The organism is Nonomuraea sp. NPDC049400 (assembly GCF_044466425.1).
Lineage (GTDB): Bacteria > Actinomycetota > Actinomycetes > Streptosporangiales > Streptosporangiaceae > Nonomuraea.
Map to the genome: position 1 here is coordinate 11,477 of NZ_JBITMP010000065.1, position 18,523 is coordinate 29,999.

Sequence of the window (18,523 nt, forward strand, 5' to 3'; positions counted from 1 at the left end):
CGCTCCCCGGTCGCGGGGAGCGGCACACCAGACTGGCTATCTCAGATCACGCTCACCCAGAAGGCGTCGTTGTGGAGGACGCGATTCTGGGCTTCGAAGAGCTGTTTATGGTTTCCGGCGTTCTTGTTGTGCTCGATCAGCACGGGCCTGATGGAGAAGTTCCAGCTCTGCGAGTGGGGATCGTGGTCGTTCGCACGATATCCCGGCCCCTCCTTGGTGTTGTTGAACGGATACTCGTCACATTCCTTGCCCACCCTTTCGGCGGCGGTGTAGTCGAGGTTGCAGATTTTGGTCTTCATGGTCTTGTTGCGGCCCCTCACGTACACGCCGTCGGCCGTCTTAGCTTTCTTGTCCACATTGTGCAGGGCCGTGCCAGGCCAGTGCCCAGGGAACTTCTTGCCGGTGATCGGCTTGCGTGGGGAGTCCGTCGTGGTCTCGTCCGGGACGGTCTGGTCGGGCAGCTCGCGCGTGTGCCAGAGGTGCTCGGCCACGAGCGAGACGGGTTTCGCGCCCGGCGGATCCACCCTGGACATCCGGTAGATCCTGCTGACCTTGTTGAAGATGCAGCCTCCGTAGTAGGCCGTGTAGTTGTCGGACAGGTCGCAGCGGAGGGTGGGGGCGTTGTCCGTCGCCTCCGTGGCCTCCCTGGGCCTGTCCCACATCGGGACCGTCGGGGCGTGCAGGCCGACCCAGGAGTAGACCGTGTTCCTGACGTCGGGAAGCCAGCCCTTGTCCTCGATGCTGATGTACGGCCGGATGGTGCAGTAGGAGATGCCGTGGTATGCCTCCTTCTCCACATCCGACTTGTCCTTGGTGGCCGTGCTGCGGAAGGTGAACCAGTATTCGTCCTTCCCCGTGACCTGGGAGTCCGCCTTCCAGTCCTCGGCGTCCTTGGTGATCGTACTGACGGGCCGGCCGGCCCCGTCCTTAACCTTGCTGTTCGTCAGGTTGCAGGTGGCGCCGTTCGGGGTGCTCGACTTCGCCTTGATTTCGAGCGTGACGTCATGGTCGTCCGTCTCCATGATGGGCGCCATGAACTGCGACTCTGTGTAGACGACGTCGTCGATCCTGACCCAGACGTCGATGTCCCTCGGATGGTGGGCGGTGCCGGGGTTGCTCGTGTCTTCCCGCGCGTGTTCCCCGTTGGTCTTCCAGCCGCCGACGTAGGCCTTCATCACCGCAGTCGCGGAGATGATGACGGCGCCGACCTTCGTTTTCTTACTGTCGGAGTAGATCTGCCAGTGGTGGTGACGGCTGGTGCAGTAGGTGTGCACCCGCCAGTACTCCATCACGTGGCTCTTCGTGCCCTGCGGCTGGTTGGGGAACTTCGCTTCCCGGAGGTTCTGGCACTGCCGGGTGGACACCCGGTTGTACGGGAAGGACTCTCCCGCGGCGACCGTGGAGCCGGCCGTCGTCCGCGGTTCCGGCGTGGTCTCCTTCTCCTCCTTGCCGTCCTTGCCCTCCTCGGTCGTGCCGGTCTGCTCGCGGGCCGGCGCGACCGCAGAGGTGGTGGCGCCGGCCGACGCGTGCAGCCCCGCGACGTCCTGTGCAGTCAACGGCCGCTGGTAGACGCGCGTCTCGTCGAGGTCGCCCAGCATGCTGGTGCCCAGCGTCATCGACGTTTCCGCGTTCCACGGGGTCACGTTCACGGGAGCGGACTTCACGGGACTGCCGTTGAGGTAGACGGTCGCGACCTTCCCCGTGGCGTCGTAGACACCGGCGAGGTGGAACCACTCGTTCACCGGCGGCTCGACCCCGGTCAGCACGCCCTCGAACGTCGCGTCCGCGGTGTCACCATCGGTGAAGGTGAGCACCAGACCGTGGTCGGCGGTGTTGCCGAGGCGGAAGGGCGCCTGATGGGCACCCTTCTGCTCGACGACGGTGTAGTCGCCGTCCTTGTCGCTCCACCGCAGCCAGGCGGCGACGCTGAAGCTCTGGTCGGTGCGGATCACCGGTCCGCTCGTCACCGCCAGCGGCTCCTCGCCTGGGTGGATGACGTCGACGGTGACCTGCTGCCACTCCGACCAGGCCGAGGAGACCTCTCCGGCGACCGCGCGCAGTCGCCAGCGGACCTTCCACCCGTCAGTGAGCGTGCCCGCCGGGACGGCGATGCCGGCCTGGGTGCCGGAGGCGACGTCATCCACGGCGCCGGTCCAGATCTGGCCGGTGCCCTGGCCTTCGGGTGCGGCAGGGTCGTGCTCGACCTCGGCCTCGGCGCGCAGCGCCTGGCCGGTCGGGTGGGTGAGGGTGGCTTGCAGCGTGGGGATTACCGTTGTGGTCACCGTCACGCCGTCGACCGTCTTCGACGGGGTGACGGTCAGGCCGGTGGCGGTGGGCTTGGGCAGGCTGACGGTGAAGGACTGCCAGTCCGACCAGGCAGAGGCGGCGGTGCCGGAGACGGCGCGGGCCCGCCAGCGCACCTTCCACCCGTCGGTCAGTTTGTCCGCCGGGACGGTGATGCTCGCCTGGGTGCCGGCCGGGACGTTGTCGGCGCTGCCGGTCCAGATCTGGCCTGTCCCCTGGCCTTCGGGTGCGGCAGGGTCGTGTTCGATCTCGGCTTCGGCGCGTAGCGGCTTGCCTGCCGGGTCGTTCACCTGGACCAGCAGCGCCGGGGTGCGGGTGGGGGTGACGGTGGTGCCGTCCACCTGCTCGGACGGGGTGACCTGTAGCGCGCCGACGGCCGGCTCGGAGACCGGGTCGGGTACGTCGACGGTCAGGTTCTGCCAGTCCGACCACGGCGAGCCGACCGTGGTGGCGGTGTTGATCGCGCGTACCCGCCAGCGGACCTTCCACCCGTCGGTCAGCTTCCCGTCGGGCACGGTCGCCGAGGCTTGGGTGCCGGAGGCGACGTTGTCGATGGCGCCGGTCCAGATCTGGCCGCTGCCCTGCCCGGTGGCGGCCGGGTCGTGCTCGACCTCGAACTCGGCCCGTACCGGCTGGGCGGCCGGGTCGGTGACCGTGGTGCGCAGGGCCGGGGTCAGGCTCGGGGTCACGGTGACGCCGTTCACCACTTGTGAGGGGGTGACCTGGAAGGCGCCGACCGTTGGGTTGGGCACGTCGACCGTGGCCGTCTGCCATGCCGACCATGCCGAGGTGGTGGCGGCGGTGGCGTTGGCCGCACGGGCCCGCCAGCGGATCTTCCAGCCGTCGGCCAGCTTCCCGGCGGGGACGCTCACCGTGGCCTGGCCGCCGGAGGTGACCACCGCGGATGCTCCGGCCCAGATCTGGCCGCTGCCCTGCCCGGTCGCAGCCGGATCGTGCTCGACTTCGAACTCGCCGTTGAGACGCCCGCTCGCGGTGTCGGCGACGGTCGCGGCAAGCTGCGGGGTGAATGAGGTGGTCACGGTGACGCCGTTCACGCTCTGCGCGGGCGTGATGGCGAGGTTGGAGACGACCGGCTGCGAGGCCGGTCCGCTGGTGGTGATGGTCAGCGTGGGCGGCTGGTTGAAGTCGGTGTCCTCGGACGCGGTGAGGTAGCGCCAGTTGGTCGCCGTGCTCTCGGTCGGCGACTGCACCACCAGGCCGTGGTCGGCGGCGCCGGCGGCCCAGTCCTGGGCGATGCCGGTGACGTTCCACCCCAGGTGTTTGGCGCCGTCGGCGCATGACTGGTCGTAGCCGGCCTTGTTGATCTGCGCGTCCTCGGTGGTCGCGGCCGGCTTGTTCGCCCAGTAGAGATTGTTGACGTCCCAGGCACCGGTCACCCGGCGAACCTGGAGGCCGTCACTGACCGACGCCCCGCAGGCCGAGCTGACGATGTTGTACAGCGACAGCTTCGCATCGGTCACGGTCTGCCCCTGCAGACTTCCCGTGGGGAAGCGCAGGTACGAGCGGATCTTCTGCCCCGTCTGCACACCGGCGATCATGACCGGGCCGTCGGGGTACGCCGGTGAGTCCACCGTGTCGGTGCTCGCCAGCGAGACGTCCTCGCTGCTCGTCGACGCCGCCAGCGGCTGGATCCGGACCGGGTAGGTGGTCGCGGAATCGGCAATGAAGTTGTGGTCAGGCTTGACCACCAGCTCGGCGCGGCCGTCCCGTGCGGTCACCTCGGTGTTGACCGGGGCGCTCTTGGCCAGCGGGCGCCGTCCCTTGGCACTGGCGTCCCACATGACCGGTCGCGGCGCCGAGACAACAGTCTTCTTGTCCTTGCCCTTCAAGAGCAGCCGGCCGCCCTTGCCCTCGGTCAGGGTCAGGCCCTCGTCATCGACGCCGATCCGCAGCTCCAGCGGCTTCGACGGCCGCTGACGCAGCACCACCTCATGCCGGAACCCGGCCGGCAACGCCGTCACCACCAGGTCGGCCCCCGTACCGGCGGCGTCGGTGTAGGTGGCCACGCCACCCTTGACGGTCGGCTTGGGCAGCGGCGTCGGCCAGCGCAGGGCGTATGACTTGCCGTCGGCGGACATCTTCACGAACGGGTCCGTGCCGCCGGCGGAGAACTCCACGACCGCGCCCTCGGCGAGGGTCTTGGGCCGCAGCTTGCCGCCCTGCTCGACGAGCGTGGTGTCGATCAGCTCCCAGCGGCCGTCCACCCGCGCGCGGACCGGGCCCGCCGCGATCTCGGTCTTCAGCGACCGGCCGTCGGGCTGCGCGTAGGTGATGGAGGTCGCCGTGGTCGCGCCAGCCACCTCGACCGGCTTGCCCAGGTCGGCAGCCTCGCGCAGTGCCTGGGAGGCCCCCGCCTCCCGCGCGGTGCTGGCCGTGCCCGTCTGAGATCCGTTCGACAGCGCCTTACCCTTTGTGCCCTCGGCCCAGCGCGCGGTGCCGTTGAGCGTCGCGTTGTGTCCGCGGCCGGAGGAGTCGCCTGCGACGCCGCCTGTGCCCTCGTCGAACGTCCAGCGGCCGCTCTCGGGTATGACCGTGGTGAACGACCAGGAGAAGGAGGTCATGGTGTTCCCCTCCTGGTCATATGCCTGGCTGACCTCGGCCGTGTAGGTGGTCGCCTGGGCCAGCGGCGCCGTGGGCGTGAAGACGAGCTCCGTCCGGTCCGCTGAGAGGGTGGACGTGCCGGGGACCACCGCGCCCTGCGAGTCCCGGAGCGACAGCGACGGCTCCCACACGGGCTCGCCGAACGTCGCCTTGACCACGGTGGCCGGGTCGGCTCCTGAGGCGTTGGCGGCCGGCGAGACCGCCGTGACCGACGGAGGCGTCGTGTCATCGGAGTCCGGCTGCTCCAGCCACTCCTCGTCCTGAGGCATGGGGACGAGTTCCTCGGAGCCGAAGTGGTTGGGATTGCCAGGGGCCTCGCGCTCGGCCGCCGCCTGCTGCGGCGTCATGGCGGGCAGGTCGGGGACCGACTCGTGAGAGGGCCGGCTGAGCTGGACCGCCTCCGCGTAGGTGGGGTCCATCCGCCGGGGCCCGACCTCGGACCAGTAGAACACCGTGTAGGTGTCAGGGGTGAAATCCACCTTCAGGATGGGTCCGTGGGCGGGGTAGGGATCCGTGTGCTCCTTGGTCCGGTAACGACGCCAGTTGCGCAGGTCGGACTCATTGCCCGCGGTGAGCTGGAAGCCATAGTTAGGCTCGCCGTTGGCCCAGGCTTGAACGATGTCGTTGACGGAGTGGATGAGGTACCACGGGTAGTTCATCGAGCCGGTGCAGTTGTCGCTGTTGTATCCGCCGAGCTCGTTGTCGGAGCCCGTGGTGGTGATGCGCGGCTGGGAGCCCCACGTCAGTGTGGACACGTCCCAGCGCTCGGTGACGCGGTAGGCGGTGACGCCGGATTCCACGTACAGGCCGCAGTCGCTGGACAGGTGGTTCCACAGGACGAGGTCGGCATTGTCGATCTTCGCTCCCCAGAGCAGCGAGCCTTCTGGGATCTCGTCGAAGCGGATGTAACTGCGCCAGCGCACGGCGCCGTCGTTGGACTTGCCGACGAGGATGCGGTCGAGGCCGCTGTTGGCGTAGCCGTCGGGATAGTCGGCGTTGTTGACGAAGGTGTCGTTGCCCACTTCGGGCTCCCACCAGTCGTCGTCGAACGCGGCCAGCGTCACGGGATAGGCGACGGCCGGGTCGGCCAGGAAGGCCGGGTCCGGCGTGTAGACCAGCGTGGAGTCCCGGGACTCGACGCTGACGGTGGCCTTGCCCACCCGGCCGGCCTCGAGGTCGGCGTTCGCGTCGGCCGCCACCGCGTCCAGCAGCAGCGCCGGCGGCAAGGCGGCGATCTTCGCGCCGCTGTCACCGGTCCGCAGCGTGGGCGTGCCAGCGGCGTCCTTCGCAAGAATCATGTTCTTGGGCAGAGTGGTGGGCATCCGGAAGCTGACCGGACCCGTCGGCCTCTTCCGCAGCACGATCTCCTGCCGGAAGCCCGCCGGCGTGGCGGTGACGACCAGGTCCACGCCGTCGCCGTACACGGACGGATAGGTCGCGGTGCTGCCGCTGAGGGTGGGCTCGGGCACCTCCGAGGTCGCGCGGATCTGCGCGGTGCCCTTGGCGCCCTTGCTCTTCAGCAGGAAGGAGTCCGATCCATCCGAAAGGGTCAGCTCGCCCTGGACGGCCTTGGGCCGGATGACGCCGTCGGCCTTGACGAGCGTGGTGTCGATGGGGACGAACCCATCGCCCTCGGCGTTCTTGACCCGGATGGGCTGCGCGTGCATCTCCATCCGCAGCGTCTTGCCGTCGGGGTTGGCGTAGAGGGTCGTCGTCTCCGTGTGGCGAGCGGGGATCTCCACCCGCTTGCCCGTTCTGGCGGCCGATCTCTTGGCCTCTTCTACGATCTTGTCGACGACCTTGCTGCCCGCCGACGAGGGTGCTTCCTGCTGCTGCTGCGGCTGCGGAGGGGTCAGGGTGGGTTCCTGCCCCCATGCGGGGACGGCGCCCAGGGTGAGGACGAGGGTGGCCGCCATGCCGATCGTCATGGCGCCGGCGAACCCACCTCTCTGGTGGGATCGATGCTGGGGCCGGGATAAGCCGCGTGGCCCCATGTCTAATGTCACTTGTCGTTTTCTCCTGTACATGCAACGCGGCTCGCGCAGAAAGGCACGAGCCACCCCAATCCGGGCAATCGGCCTGAAATCTAGCAGGGAAGATCACGTTCCGAAAAGGCGGATTGATCATAAATTTCGGGCGCGCTTGTGGCGCTCATCAGGCCCGCGACGCGCCGCATGAGCAGCGCCGCATCGCCCGGCAAGGGCGCCGGACACGGCACCTCTCGTCTAGAACGCGCGGTTGCTCGGTGGTTGCCCGCGTGCACGCGATACAGCGCGGCATCCATCGCCACTTCCCGACACGACGGCGGCGAGAATTTCGGCCAGCGCGCTAGAAAACAGCACTCCGCGGCGCTGAATGGCACCGAGGGAACCTGCTCATAATCCGTGGGCCGTGGGTTCAAGTCCCCATCCGCCCTACCACGTCGACCTGCGGTTTTACGCGTACCTGTAGTCGCGTCATCTGACCGCGAGTCACGGTGAGTCACGCCCCCGCCCGTGCCTTGCCGTTCTTCCGGCGGGTCGCCCACACCGCCTTTCAGCACCAGCCGCGCGGTCGCTCGGGCGCTGTCGTGATACAGCCGCGGCAGCATAGTAGGACAGCCTCCATCGAGCGGGATCGCTGAGCCGATCCACCAGGTCACGCACCGCGGTCGCGTATACCACCTGAACGTAGGTGTCGTACCGCCGTCATCTCAGCTCGATGACCCTGGCGACGTTGAATCCCCGATGCAGGGCGCGCCGGTCGTCCCCGCTGGACCTCTCGACAGCGGCGATCTCCTCGATCCTGCGCAGCTGGTAGTACGGGCTCGCCGCGACGCGTTTGGGGCGGCTCGCCTTCGGCACGCACAGGCCGTCGCAACAAGGTGGGACGACGTGCACGTCAGCCGCGCGGACCGTCGTGCTGGTGTCCCGCGGTCAATGTCTTTGTATCGAACCCTCTTGTGATCAACCAGATGGCCAAGACCAAGCTTTGTAGGGCCAGTGGTGCATTTATGGATAGGTAGAGTGGCGCAACGACATCAGTCATACGAGACAGCACCAAGAAGCTCGCCGACATAGCTAATCCGATCCCAAGAAGCCCCCACACGGACAACCACCCAGGGACAAGTCTCGATCGATACAGGATGCCGAACAACAGGAGATCCCCGACACCCAGGGAGAGAATTAATGCGACATGATTAACCAAGTCGCGCGCCGTCCGCAGCAACTCCCCCAAGGCCTCGAGGTGGGATGCACTCGAAGCGCCCGCCTGGGCAAATTCCTGACCCAGCACAAGAAACAAGGGTAGGAGAATCACGCCTATGAAATGGAACGTCGCTGCGATCAGCCTGAATCCAAGGAAACCCAGACTGAGCACCTCATTCTCCATCTTCAACGCCGGATACAGGTACAGCGCAAACCCGACATAGGCGGGGATCATGACGAACTGAGCAACCGCGCCGACGATGACCTGGCTCTCATGTGCGGAAATGAGATCGAGATAGTGTGGCTCCTCGAGAGCGGGAACAATACTTGACACACCGGCGATCATGCCCACGATGGCCAGTACGCCTGCACAGTTGCTCGCCTGTTTGTATTCATAACGCTGCCCCATATATGTCGGCGCCGGCCGGCCGCTCTCCCTCTTACAACTGTAAGGTCGCCACAGACGCTACCCTTACATGCGTAAGGCTGCAAGTCCGCAGCCAAGGAGGTTCGGGTGCCTAGCATGCAGCGATTGCGCCGTCGGGCCGATCCGCTGTTGAGGGCCGCTGCCGCGAGAAATGCGCTCTTGGTCTGGCTGTGGGAGCAGAAGCAAGCTTCGCGAGGAGGAAGTTGATCGTGCCGCTGAGCATCTCAAGGCAACAGGGCTGATCAAAGGTGCCGAGGTCGCCCAACAGAGAGGTCCCGTCAGAGCCGAGACCACGCACCGTCTTCCACATCGGCACCAACACAGGCAACATCGCCGCCAGCAGCCGTGACTTCACCCCGTTCTCGATCTCCCTCCAGTGGATGCGGAGGAACTGGAGACAACCGCTGATCGAATCGAGGACGAGGCCGCGCGCGACGAGCCCGATCCCAGCCGCCTCCGCCGGTGAGGTAACACGGTGGTCGGGATCCTGAACTCGCCTGCGGTCAGCGGCGCTCTCTTGATCCAGCGTCCCCACCAAGTGCTGCACTCGAACGGCGATGTTAGGACCTTCCCGGAGGAAAGAGTTCCACCCAGTAGACGGTGTCGCGGGATCAGGAAGCGCGCCTTGGTGATCGAGCCGCCCTGATAGAGCGCGTCCGAGGTCGCCTTGACGCCGGTGGCGGTGTTGAGCGTGCCGGCGGCGAACTCGTGCAGCTCTCCCTGGCGCAGGTACGCCAGTGCGGCTCCGGGAACCTCGCACTCGGCGATCAGCTCAGCAAGGCGGAACGTCATAACCTATGTAAACCAGTGAGTATCAGGAGAAACCAGGCGAACGGCGATATTCTGCGCCCGCCGGATGGAACGGACATCCGGAAAAGTGTTATGGGGTCGCCCCCAGCCAGTCTCCTCGGGACAAGAGAGATCGTCTCGCGAAAGGACTCACATGGTTCTCCATACCAGCCGACGGAACCTGCTGAAGGCCGCGGCCGGGATCGCGGTGCTGCCGGCGCTGCCCTCCGTGGCGCGGGCGTCGTCGGCGGCGGCGGCGTTCAAGCACCCGGGGCTGCTGCACACTCAGGCGGACTTCGACCGGATCGCGGCCGCGGTGCAGGCGGGAGCGCAGCCGTACAAGAGCGGGTGGGACAAGCTCGTCGCCAACGGGCACTCCAAGAGCACGTGGAAGGCGCGCCCGCTGGAGACGGTGGTGCGCGGGGGGACCGGGCAGAATTACTGGCAGTTCTACAACGACGTGCACGCCGCCTACCAGAACGCGCTGCGCTGGAAGATCTCCGGCGAGAAGGCGCACGGCGACGCCGCCCGGGACGTCCTGAACGCCTGGTCGGGCATGTTGAAGGCGATCAACGGCAACGCCGACCGGTTCCTGGCGGCGGGCATCTACGGCTACCAGTTCGCCAACGCCGCCGAGCTCATGCGCGGCTACCCGGGCTTCGACGTCGAGCGGTTCCAGAAGATGCTGCTGAACGTCTTCTACCCGGTGAACGACCGCTTCCTGCGTGAACACAACGGTGCCTGCATCACCAACTACTGGGCCAACTGGGACCTGTGCAACATGGCCTCGGTCATGGCGATCGGGCTGTTCTGCGACGACCAGGCCAAGTTCGAGCGGGCCGTCGACTACTTCAAGAACGGCAAGGGCAACGGGTCCATCATGAACGCCATCCCGTTCCTCCACCCGGGCGGTCTCGCCCAGTGGCAGGAGAGCGGGCGCGACCAGGCGCACACCGTGATGGGCATCGGCCTGATCGGCACCATCGCGGAAATGGCCTGGAACCAGGGCGTCGACCTGTACGGCTACGCCGACAACCGGATCATGAAGGCGGCCGAGTACGTCGCCAAGTACAACCTGGGCCACGACGTGCCGTTCACCACGTACAAGTGGGGCCACGGCCAGAAGTGCGCCCCCCGGGAGCAGACGGTCATCTCGAGCGCGGCGCGCGGCCAGGACCGTCCCGTGTGGGAGCTGCTCTACAACCACTACGCCAACCGGCGCGGGCTGGCGTTGCCGTACACGAAGGCGTACGCCGAGCGGGTGCGGGCCGAGGGCGGTGGCGGCGACTACGGGCCGAACAGCGGCGGGTTCGACCAGCTCGGCTTCGGAACCCTGCTCTTCACCCGCGCCGCCGCCTCCGGCGGTGGCGGCGGCGCGCTGCCGACCGGGGTGACGCGCACCCTCCAGTCGATCAACTTCCCGAAGGAAGGGATCGCCGCCTCGGGTGCTCTCGGCGTGCTCGGGGAGGCGGCGCCGCTGCGGATCGTACCCGGCCTGGCCGACGCCAAGGGCTACTCGTTCATGGACGGGGACGGCCGCTACCTGCGGCACAAGGATTACCGGCTGCGGTTCGACGCCGACAACGGCACCGAGCTGTTCGAGCGGGACGCGACCTTCCTCGCCCGACCGGCCTCGGGCGCGGGGAGGGTGCGGCTGGAGTCACTCAACTATCCCGGCCGGTTCATCCGCCACCGCCACCACCAGCTGTGGCTCGACAAGGACCAGGGCACCTCCGCCTTCCGAGCCGACAGCACCTTCAAACCTGCCACTTCCTGATCACCTGCGCACCTCGCGCACGACGATTCATCCCCGGAAGGAAGCACGTCTGTTCAGCGGAACCTTGAAAAGGCCCACCCTGCTCGGCACCATGCTGCTGACGGCCTCCGCCAGCAGCTGCGGACGCGGGGGGGTGACAGGGGCGAGGCGCTGCTCTGGGCCGGGAACCTCGCGACCGAGCGGGTCGCCTCCTACGCGCGCACCACTGTCGACCTGTCACCCGGGCTCTTCGCCCACATGGTGGAACCGTGAAAGGCCGAGTTCTCGGTGCGGGGCCACGAGCGCGGCGGCCCTGTGATGGCCACGGTCGCCGACCTGGCGGGCGGGGAGTCCGCGGTCAACGAGCAGGTACGCGCGCGGGCGCGGTGGCGAACTATCGCCCTTGCTGGACTCACCCATGCCTGATCCTTGGCCGAGAGTCTCATCGCCCGCTCGCTCCGGGATCGCTGCGACAGCTCTCCAACGCCAGCGGCCGCCGCTGACGGCTGATCCCGAGCGCGCGGGCGATCTCGTCGGGCGAGCCACCCTGGCCGCGCAGCTCGCGTACCTGTCAGAGGCGGAGGAGTCTGTGGAACGCCCATTCTGGTTGCAGCAGGTGCTCTGGTCGCTGCTCTACGGCGCGTGGATGCACAGCCGGTCCGACGGGGTGTCCCTGCACGAGGCGCTGACGCTGTGCATGGGCGCCCTGGCCAAGGTGGTGGCGCCGTGAGCGGGCCGGCCTGCCGTATCCGGCCGCAGGAGCCGCCCGTCCAGGCCTTCACCTCCTGGTATGTACGCTTACCGGTGTGACCCGCCGCCCGCACACCCGCCCTCCCGTCCTCGCGGACGTGGCGAGGGTCGCCGGTGTGTCCGTCCCCACGGTGTCTCGGGTGTTGAGCGGGTCCGCGCCGGTGAGCGCCGATAAGCGCAGGCAGGTTCTGCGCGCGATCCAGGAGCTGGGATACCGCCCCAACGCCGCGGCGCGCGCCCTGGCGACTGGCCGGCGCTCCATCATCAGCGTGCTGACCAGCGACACCACCCGGTACGGTTATGCCAGCGCGATCCGGGGGATCGAGGAGGCCGCCCGCGCGGTCGGCCTGGTGGTGGCCCTGACGATGCTGGACGGCGACGACGAGGAGTCGGCGCGGGTAGCCGTGGACCTCGCGCTCGACCAGCCGCTCGCCGGGATGATCGTGCTCGAGTTCGATATCCAGGGCAGCCGGGCGCTGGCGGCACTGCCCGACACGGTCCCCGTGGCGGCGGTGTCCTCCGCCGGGCAGGGCAGGAGCGTCCCGCGGGCCCTGTTCGACGACCACGCCGGCGCGCGGGATGCGACGAACTACCTGCTCGGACTGGGCCATCGCACCGTGCACCACGTGGGGATACCGGCCTCCGGCCGGCCGAGCGGGCGGCTGCTGGGCTGGCGGGAGGCGCTGGAGGCGGCGGGAGCCCCGGTTCCGGAGATCGTGGAGAGCGACGGGACCCCGCGCTCGGGTCTCCAGGCCGGCGCGCGCCTGGCCAGGCGCGGCGACGTGACCGCGGTGCTGTGCGGCAACGACGAGGTCGCCTTCGGCGTGATCAAGGCCTTGCAGGACGAGGGCTCGCGGGTCCCCGAGGACGTCAGCGTCGTCGGCTTCGACGACCACCCGCTGGCCGAGATCTGGACTCCTTCGCTGACCACGATGAGCCAGGACTTCGCCGAGCTGGGGCGCATGGCGGTCGACTTCCTGCTCGGCAGGCTGGCAGGAGTGCCGGTCGCGACGCCGCGGTCGACCCCGCGCCTGGTCGTGCGCAAGAGCACCGCTCCACCCGCCCGCTGACCTCGGCCCAGGAACCCTTGGACCGCGCACGCGTGGTCATGTTCCTTCATGACACCTCGTGTTGAAAGCGTTATCAGCCCATTTCCCGTGGTCCCCTTGTCACATCGCTTGATAAACGCTTTCATGGCTGAACCGCACCGTATGTCCGGCTTAAGGAACGTGATGACGAGCAGAACCATCCAGTGGCGTCCCGGCTCTCTCGACCTGGTCCTCGAGCGGCCCGAAGACGCTCCGGCCCGCATCGCGAGGCTCGGGACCGCGTCGCCCGCACCGAGCGCCGTGGCCCCGTTCCGGGGGCAGCCGCTGGTCGAGCTGATGGTTCTGGGGGAGGGCCGGGGACTGTCCAACACTCGGTTCACTGACACCGCCACCGGATCGCGGCTCCGGTTCGTTGACGCCGTCGAGCAGGCGGACGGCGACTGGCGGGAGCTGCGGGTGAGGCAGCGTGACGAGGTGACCGGACTGGAGGCGACCAGTGTCTTTCGCGCCAGGACGGACGTCCCGGCTCTGCAGGCCTGGACCGAGGTCACGAACACCGGGCCGGCGCCCCGGGTGCTGCAGATGGTGTCGTCCTTCGCCTCCGGCGCGCTGGCCGAGACGGCGGACGACGGCGACCTGGTCCTGTGGCGGGCGCGCGCCGACTGGTGCGCCGAGGGCAGGTGGGCGGCCATCCCGCTGTCGGGGCCGGACGGGCTGGCGGACATCAACAGCGAACTGCACCAGCACGACGGCCGGGGCGCGCTCGTCACGGTGAGCAAGAGCACCTGGTCCTCGGGCGAGTACCTGCCGACCGGCGTCCTGGCGAGCACCCGTACCGGCCGGGCCTGGGGCTGGCAGATCGAGCACAACGGCGCCTGGCGCTGGGAGGTGGACCGCCGCCGCGACGGGGCGAACGCCGTCTCCCTCGCGCTGAGCGGCCCCACCGACCTCGACCACCAGTGGAGCACCCGGCTGCTCCCGGGAGAGAGCTTCGTCGCTGTCCCCGTGTCCGTCGCTGTGTCCGACGAGGGTTGCCAAGGAGCGCTGGCCGCCCTCACCCGGCAGCGGAGGGCGATCCGCCGCGCGCATCCCACAGGCGACGCGCTGCCCGTCATCTTCAACGACTACATGAACACCCTCATGGGCGACCCGACCACCGAGCGCCTGCTGCCTCTCATCGACGCCGCCGCGGAGACCGGCGCCGAGTACTTCTGCGTCGACGCGGGCTGGTACGACGACGGCGGGAACTGGTGGGACAGCGTCGGCGAGTGGCGCCCCTCGACCGGCCGCTTCCCGGACGGCGGGCTCGCCCGGGTCTTCGACCACATCAGAGCCAGGGACATGCGCCCCGGCCTGTGGCTGGAGCCGGAGGTCATCGGGGTGCGCAGCCCTGTCGCCGCGATGCTGCCGGACGAGGCGTTCCTGAGCCGGAACGGCGAGCGGGTCGTGGAGCACGGCCGGTACTTCCTCGACCTGCGCCACCCCTCCGCCAGGAAGCATCTCGACGAGGTGGTCGATCGCCTCGTGCACGACTACGGCACCGGATTCTTCAAGCTCGACTACAACGTCACCCCGGGGCCGGGCACCGACCGGGGCGCGCTCCAGCCGGGAGAGGGACTGCTCGAGCACAACCGGGCCCACCTGGAGTGGCTGGACGACCTGCTCGGCCGCCACCCGGAGGTGATCTTCGAGAACTGCGCCTCGGGAGCCATGCGGGCCGACTACGCGATGCTGTCCCGCCTCCAGCTCCAGTCCACCTCCGACCAGCAGGACTGGCGGCTCTACGCCGCCATCGCGGCGTCCGCGCCCGCCACGATGCTCCCCGAGCAGGCAGGCAACTGGGCCTACCCGCAGCCGGGGATGCCCGCGGAGGCTCTGGCCTTCACCATGATCAACGGTCTGGCCGGGCGGCTCTACCTGTCGGGACATCTCGACAAGATGAGCCGGGCCGAGCGGGAGCTCGTCGCGGACGGGGTGGCCGTGCACAAGCGGATCAGGACCGAGGTCGCCACGGCCGAGCCGTTCTGGCCGCTGGGGCTGCCCGCCTGGTCCGACGATGTCGTCGCGCTGGGCCTGCGTACCGGTGACACGGTGCGCCTGGCCGTATGGCAACGCGACGGCGGGCCGCACGACATCCAGGTGGACCTACCCGGCCTGCGCGGCCGCCGGCTGCGGGTGGAGACCGAGTATCCGGCGACACTACCCGGCTGGCAACACCGGTGGGACGCCTCCACCGCGCGGCTCACGGTCCGTCCTGCCGTACCCGGACCGTCCGCACGCCTGCTCCGCCTGCGGCCGGAGAACTGATCCCTTTCAACGTGGCAGCCCTCACCTCCCACCACACACCAGGAGAATCCATGAAGACGCGAGGCCTTTCCCGCGCGGCAGCCGCCGCCACGTGCGGGGCGCTGCTGCTGGCCGGCTGCTCGGCGGGCAACCCCGGGACGTCCTCAGCCACAGCCGGGCCGGTTCCCACGACCTGGCCTGACCCGGGCGCCGGCCTGCAGGGGGTGACCCTCACCCTGTGGATGTCGACGCAGACCGCCTCGATGGCCGACAACGTCATCAAGTCGTTCGAGGCCAAGACCGGAGCGAAGATCAACAAGGTCGTCATTCCCGACGTCTACGAGACCAACGCGCCGACCAAGCTGGCCACGGGCGCCAAACCGGACCTCGCCACCTGGCAGCCGACCGGCAGCATGCTCGCGCTGCTCAAGCCGTCCACCGACCTGCAGAGCCTGGACGGCGCGCCGTGGCTGGCCAAGCAGACGCCGGCCATCCAGAAGCTGGGCCTGGTGAACGGGCATCACTACGCGGCCTTCGTCAACGTCCCCTCCGTCCTCGGTGTCTTCTACAACAAGTCGGTGTTCCAGAAGGCGGGGATCACGAGCACGCCCAAGAACTTCAACGAGTTGCTTGCCGACGCCCAGAAGATCAAGGCGGAGGGCGTGGCGCCGTTCTTCGGCGCCGCCGGCGACCAGTGGCCCACCCAGTGGTGGCCGCAGGTCCTGCTGGCCGAGGCGTCGAAGAAGGGCCTGTGGGAGCGGGTCAGCCAGAACAAGGAGAAGTTCACCGATCCGGAGATCCTCGGCGCCGTCCGGCAGTTCCAAGACATGGTGAAGCAGGGTCTGTTCAACAAGGACGACAAGACCTCCAAGTACACCGAGTCCGGCCCGGCCCTGCTCAAGGGCGAGGCGGCAATGGTGCTGCAGCTCACCTCGTTCGCGTCGCTGATGCAGTCGACGGCGGACACGGCGACCATAGACCGGGAGATCGGCTGGTTCCCGATCTCCAAGGACGGCAACATCGCCACGTCGGTGCCCGGCGGTGACAACGCCCTGGTCGCCTTCAAGACCGGAGATCCGAAGCGGGAGGCGGGCGCCCGGCAGTTCCTGCGGTTCTGGCTGGAGACCTACTACCCCGACTACGTGAAGTCTGCCGGCACCGTGTCGATCGAGCCTGCCGTGCCGACTCCCGCCGGGGTGCCGGAGGTCGTGAAGCAGGCCACGGCCGCGCTGGAGGACGCGGCCGGCTCGATGCAGCAGAACGCCGCGGTGAACCCGGACTTCTACGTGAACCTGGCGAACATGGTCAACGGGACCATGACCCCCGAACAGGTGACCTCCACTACACAATCGCAGTTCGCCCAGCTCGCCCAGGCACTCGGGATCCAGGGCTTCTGACGGCGGCGGGGGCACGGCCCCCCTCCCGCCCACCACCACACTGAAAGGTATGCAGGATCGCCATGATCCCTTCTCTTTCGGCCGCTTCCGGTCGCTCGCCGCGGCGAGCGGTGTTGTACCCGAGCTCGTTCCTCGCTCCGGCGTTCGCCGTACTGGCCGTGTTCTTCTTCCTGCCGACCGTCTTCAACTTCGTCTACGCCTTCACGGACTGGTCGGCCTTCCATGACGACATCCGCCCCGTTGGGCTGGCGAACGTCAAGGCGGTGCTGTCCAACGGCTCCCTGCTGTCGTCACTGCGGATCACCATCGTCTACGCGGTCCTGGTGGCGATCATGCAGACGGGGTTCGGGCTGGGGCTCGCCCTGCTCCTGGAGCGCGACACCCGGATCAACCGGTTCGCCAGGGTCGTCTTCTTCATCCCGGTGCTGATGTCCGCCCTGGCGGTGGGGTACACCTTCCAGGCGCTCCTCAAACCCGACGGTCCGCTCAACGGGCTCCTCGGCGCTCTCACCGGCCAGCAGGTGACGATCCCCTGGCTCGGCAGCACCACGTGGACGGTGGTGACGGTGGCCTTCGTGAACTCCTGGAAGTGGATGGGGCTGGCGATGGTGATCTTCCTCGCCGGTCTCAAGACGATCCCGGCCGACGTGCTCGAGGCGGCCAGGATCGACGGCGCCGGCAGGTGGAGGACCTTCCGGTCCATCCGGTTCCCGCTGATCGCCCCCGCGGTGACCTTCAACGTCGCGACCGCGCTGCTGGGCTCCTTCAACGGGTTCGACACGATCCTGGCGACCACAGGGGGAGGACCCGCACAGCAGACCGAGGTGCTCAACATCTACATCTTCCGGGTCTACGGCAACGGCCTGTTCGCCCAGGCGACCACGATGAGCCTCGCCCTTCTTCTCCTGGTCGCTCTGCTGGCCTTCCCTGTCATCGGCTACCTGCGCAAGAGGGAGCGCGTCCTGTGAGGATCTCCGCCCGGGCCTGGTCCCGCCTCGTTCACCCGGCCGTCGTCATCATCCTGACCGCCGTCGTCATCGGAATCCCGCTGTGGCTGGCCCTGGTGACCTCCGCCAAGTCGCAAGGCGAGGCGAACCTGCCCGACCTGTCCCTCCCACGGGTGTGGCACCTGTGGGACAACTACTCCCAGGCGTTCGCGCAGGGCCGCATGCTGTGGGCGCTGTTCGGCAGCCTGCTGGTCATGGTGCCGTCCGTCGCCGGGGTGCTGATCTTCGGCTCGCTGGCTTCATGGGTGCTGGCTCGGCGGGCAGGGCGCGTCATGGCTGTGCTCTACTCGGCTGCGATCAGCGGAATCATCCTGCCCCCGGCCGTCGTCACGATCGTGCTGCTGCTCCGGCAACTCCACCTGGCCAGCACGCCGATCGGCATGGTGCTGGTCTACATGGGCATGTACATGTCCCTGGTGATCTTCTTCGTCACCGGCTTCGTGCGGACCATACCGGTCGAGGTGGAGGAAGCGGCCCGCATGGACGGCGCACGGCCGCTCAGCATCTTCATCAAGGTCGTCCTGCCGCTGCTGCGCCCGGTCATCGCGACCGCCACGATCCTCATCTGCCTCTACATCTGGAATGACGTCTTCTACGCCTTCTTCGTGCTCGGCGGAGGGACGTACTCGACACTTCCCTTGAACCTGTACTCGGTGGCGAGCAGCAACCTGTATCAGAACAACTGGAACCTCGTTTTCGCCTACGTCGTGCTCATGAGCCTGCCGCTGGTCGTCGTCTTCGTCGTCGCCCAAAGACGGATCATCTCCGGCATCACCGGAGGAGCCGTCAAGTGACGGTGGTCCACTGCTGGTTGGGCTGCCCGTTGCAGCCCCAGATCTATGCCCTGCGCGGGTTCATCGGCGAGGTCGAGCACTTCCTGCGATGTGCGCGCGAGGGGTAGCGCCCGTCTCCTCGGCGGAGAACAACGTCAAATGGGCGAGCGCGTGACCG

12 protein-coding genes are annotated in these 18,523 nt (G+C 68.1%); 7 read left to right on the forward strand and 5 right to left on the reverse strand.

Features of this window, described 5'->3' with window-relative positions:
• Positions 1-41: 41 nt before the first annotated feature.
• From ACIBVN_RS52780 to ACIBVN_RS52800, 5 genes are all read right to left on the reverse strand, one after another.
• Positions 42-6,854 carry a DNRLRE domain-containing protein gene (locus ACIBVN_RS52780; protein WP_397149141.1) on the reverse strand — a complete coding sequence of 2,271 codons (6,813 nt, stop codon included), beginning with the start codon at positions 6,852-6,854 and terminating at the stop codon, positions 42-44.
• 158 nt (positions 6,855-7,012) lie between these two features.
• A complete protein-coding gene (locus ACIBVN_RS52785) occupies positions 7,013-7,210 on the reverse strand; it encodes a hypothetical protein (RefSeq protein WP_397149143.1) in 198 nt (65 codons plus the stop codon).
• Positions 7,211-7,613: 403 nt separating this feature from the next.
• Complete coding sequence (locus ACIBVN_RS52790; protein ID WP_397149145.1) at positions 7,614-7,805, reverse strand: hypothetical protein; 192 nt, start codon at positions 7,803-7,805, stop codon at positions 7,614-7,616.
• A gap of 1 nt (position 7,806) precedes the next feature.
• Positions 7,807-8,520 carry a DUF4386 domain-containing protein gene (locus tag ACIBVN_RS52795; protein ID WP_397149147.1) on the reverse strand — a complete coding sequence of 238 codons (714 nt, stop codon included), beginning with the start codon at positions 8,518-8,520 and terminating at the stop codon, positions 7,807-7,809.
• A gap of 109 nt (positions 8,521-8,629) precedes the next feature.
• On the reverse strand, positions 8,630-9,085 hold the full coding sequence (locus ACIBVN_RS52800) for a hypothetical protein (protein WP_397149149.1): 456 nt from the start codon (positions 9,083-9,085) through the stop codon (positions 8,630-8,632).
• Between the two features lie 396 nt (positions 9,086-9,481).
• Here ACIBVN_RS52800 and ACIBVN_RS52805 point away from each other — a divergent pair, with 396 nt between their 5' ends.
• From ACIBVN_RS52805 to ACIBVN_RS52835, 7 genes are all read left to right on the forward strand, one after another.
• Positions 9,482-11,104, forward strand: coding sequence for an AbfB domain-containing protein (locus ACIBVN_RS52805; RefSeq protein WP_397149151.1), 1,623 nt, complete (start codon positions 9,482-9,484; stop codon positions 11,102-11,104).
• Positions 11,105-11,672: 568 nt separating this feature from the next.
• Positions 11,673-11,813: a hypothetical protein gene (locus ACIBVN_RS52810; RefSeq protein ID WP_397149153.1), complete on the forward strand. Its 141-nt coding sequence runs from the start codon at positions 11,673-11,675 to the stop codon at positions 11,811-11,813.
• 76 nt (positions 11,814-11,889) lie between these two features.
• Positions 11,890-12,903, forward strand: a complete 1,014-nt coding sequence (locus ACIBVN_RS52815; protein WP_318786673.1) for a LacI family DNA-binding transcriptional regulator — start codon at positions 11,890-11,892, stop codon at positions 12,901-12,903.
• Between the two features lie 162 nt (positions 12,904-13,065).
• Positions 13,066-15,189, forward strand: coding sequence for a glycoside hydrolase family 36 protein (locus tag ACIBVN_RS52820; RefSeq protein ID WP_397149155.1), 2,124 nt, complete (start codon positions 13,066-13,068; stop codon positions 15,187-15,189).
• A 50-nt stretch (positions 15,190-15,239) separates the two neighbouring features.
• The gene (locus tag ACIBVN_RS52825) at positions 15,240-16,565 is read left to right on the forward strand and encodes an extracellular solute-binding protein (RefSeq protein WP_397149157.1); all 1,326 of its coding nucleotides are present in this window, start codon (positions 15,240-15,242) and stop codon (positions 16,563-16,565) included.
• 62 nt (positions 16,566-16,627) lie between these two features.
• Positions 16,628-17,533 carry a carbohydrate ABC transporter permease gene (locus tag ACIBVN_RS52830; RefSeq protein ID WP_397149159.1) on the forward strand — a complete coding sequence of 302 codons (906 nt, stop codon included), beginning with the start codon at positions 16,628-16,630 and terminating at the stop codon, positions 17,531-17,533.
• Positions 17,530-18,366, forward strand: a complete 837-nt coding sequence (locus ACIBVN_RS52835) for a carbohydrate ABC transporter permease (protein WP_397149161.1) — start codon at positions 17,530-17,532, stop codon at positions 18,364-18,366. Before ACIBVN_RS52830 ends, ACIBVN_RS52835 begins: the two co-directional genes overlap by 4 nt.
• The last annotated feature ends 157 nt before the right edge of the window (positions 18,367-18,523 follow it).

What these genes read in the sequence shown, in the direction of transcription:
- ACIBVN_RS52780 (WP_397149141.1), bottom strand. Translation starts at nt 6,854, where the DNA reads ATGACGATCGGCATGGCGGCCACCCTCGTCCTCACCCTGGGCGCCGTC.
- ACIBVN_RS52785 (WP_397149143.1), bottom strand. Translation starts at nt 7,210, where the DNA reads ATGGATGCCGCGCTGTATCGCGTGCACGCGGGCAACCACCGAGCAACC.
- ACIBVN_RS52795 (WP_397149147.1), bottom strand. Translation starts at nt 8,520, where the DNA reads ATGGGGCAGCGTTATGAATACAAACAGGCGAGCAACTGTGCAGGCGTA.
- ACIBVN_RS52805 (WP_397149151.1), top strand. Translation starts at nt 9,482, where the DNA reads ATGGTTCTCCATACCAGCCGACGGAACCTGCTGAAGGCCGCGGCCGGG.
- ACIBVN_RS52820 (WP_397149155.1), top strand. Translation starts at nt 13,066, where the DNA reads ATGACGAGCAGAACCATCCAGTGGCGTCCCGGCTCTCTCGACCTGGTC.
- ACIBVN_RS52825 (WP_397149157.1), top strand. Translation starts at nt 15,240, where the DNA reads ATGAAGACGCGAGGCCTTTCCCGCGCGGCAGCCGCCGCCACGTGCGGG.
- ACIBVN_RS52830 (WP_397149159.1), top strand. Translation starts at nt 16,628, where the DNA reads ATGATCCCTTCTCTTTCGGCCGCTTCCGGTCGCTCGCCGCGGCGAGCG.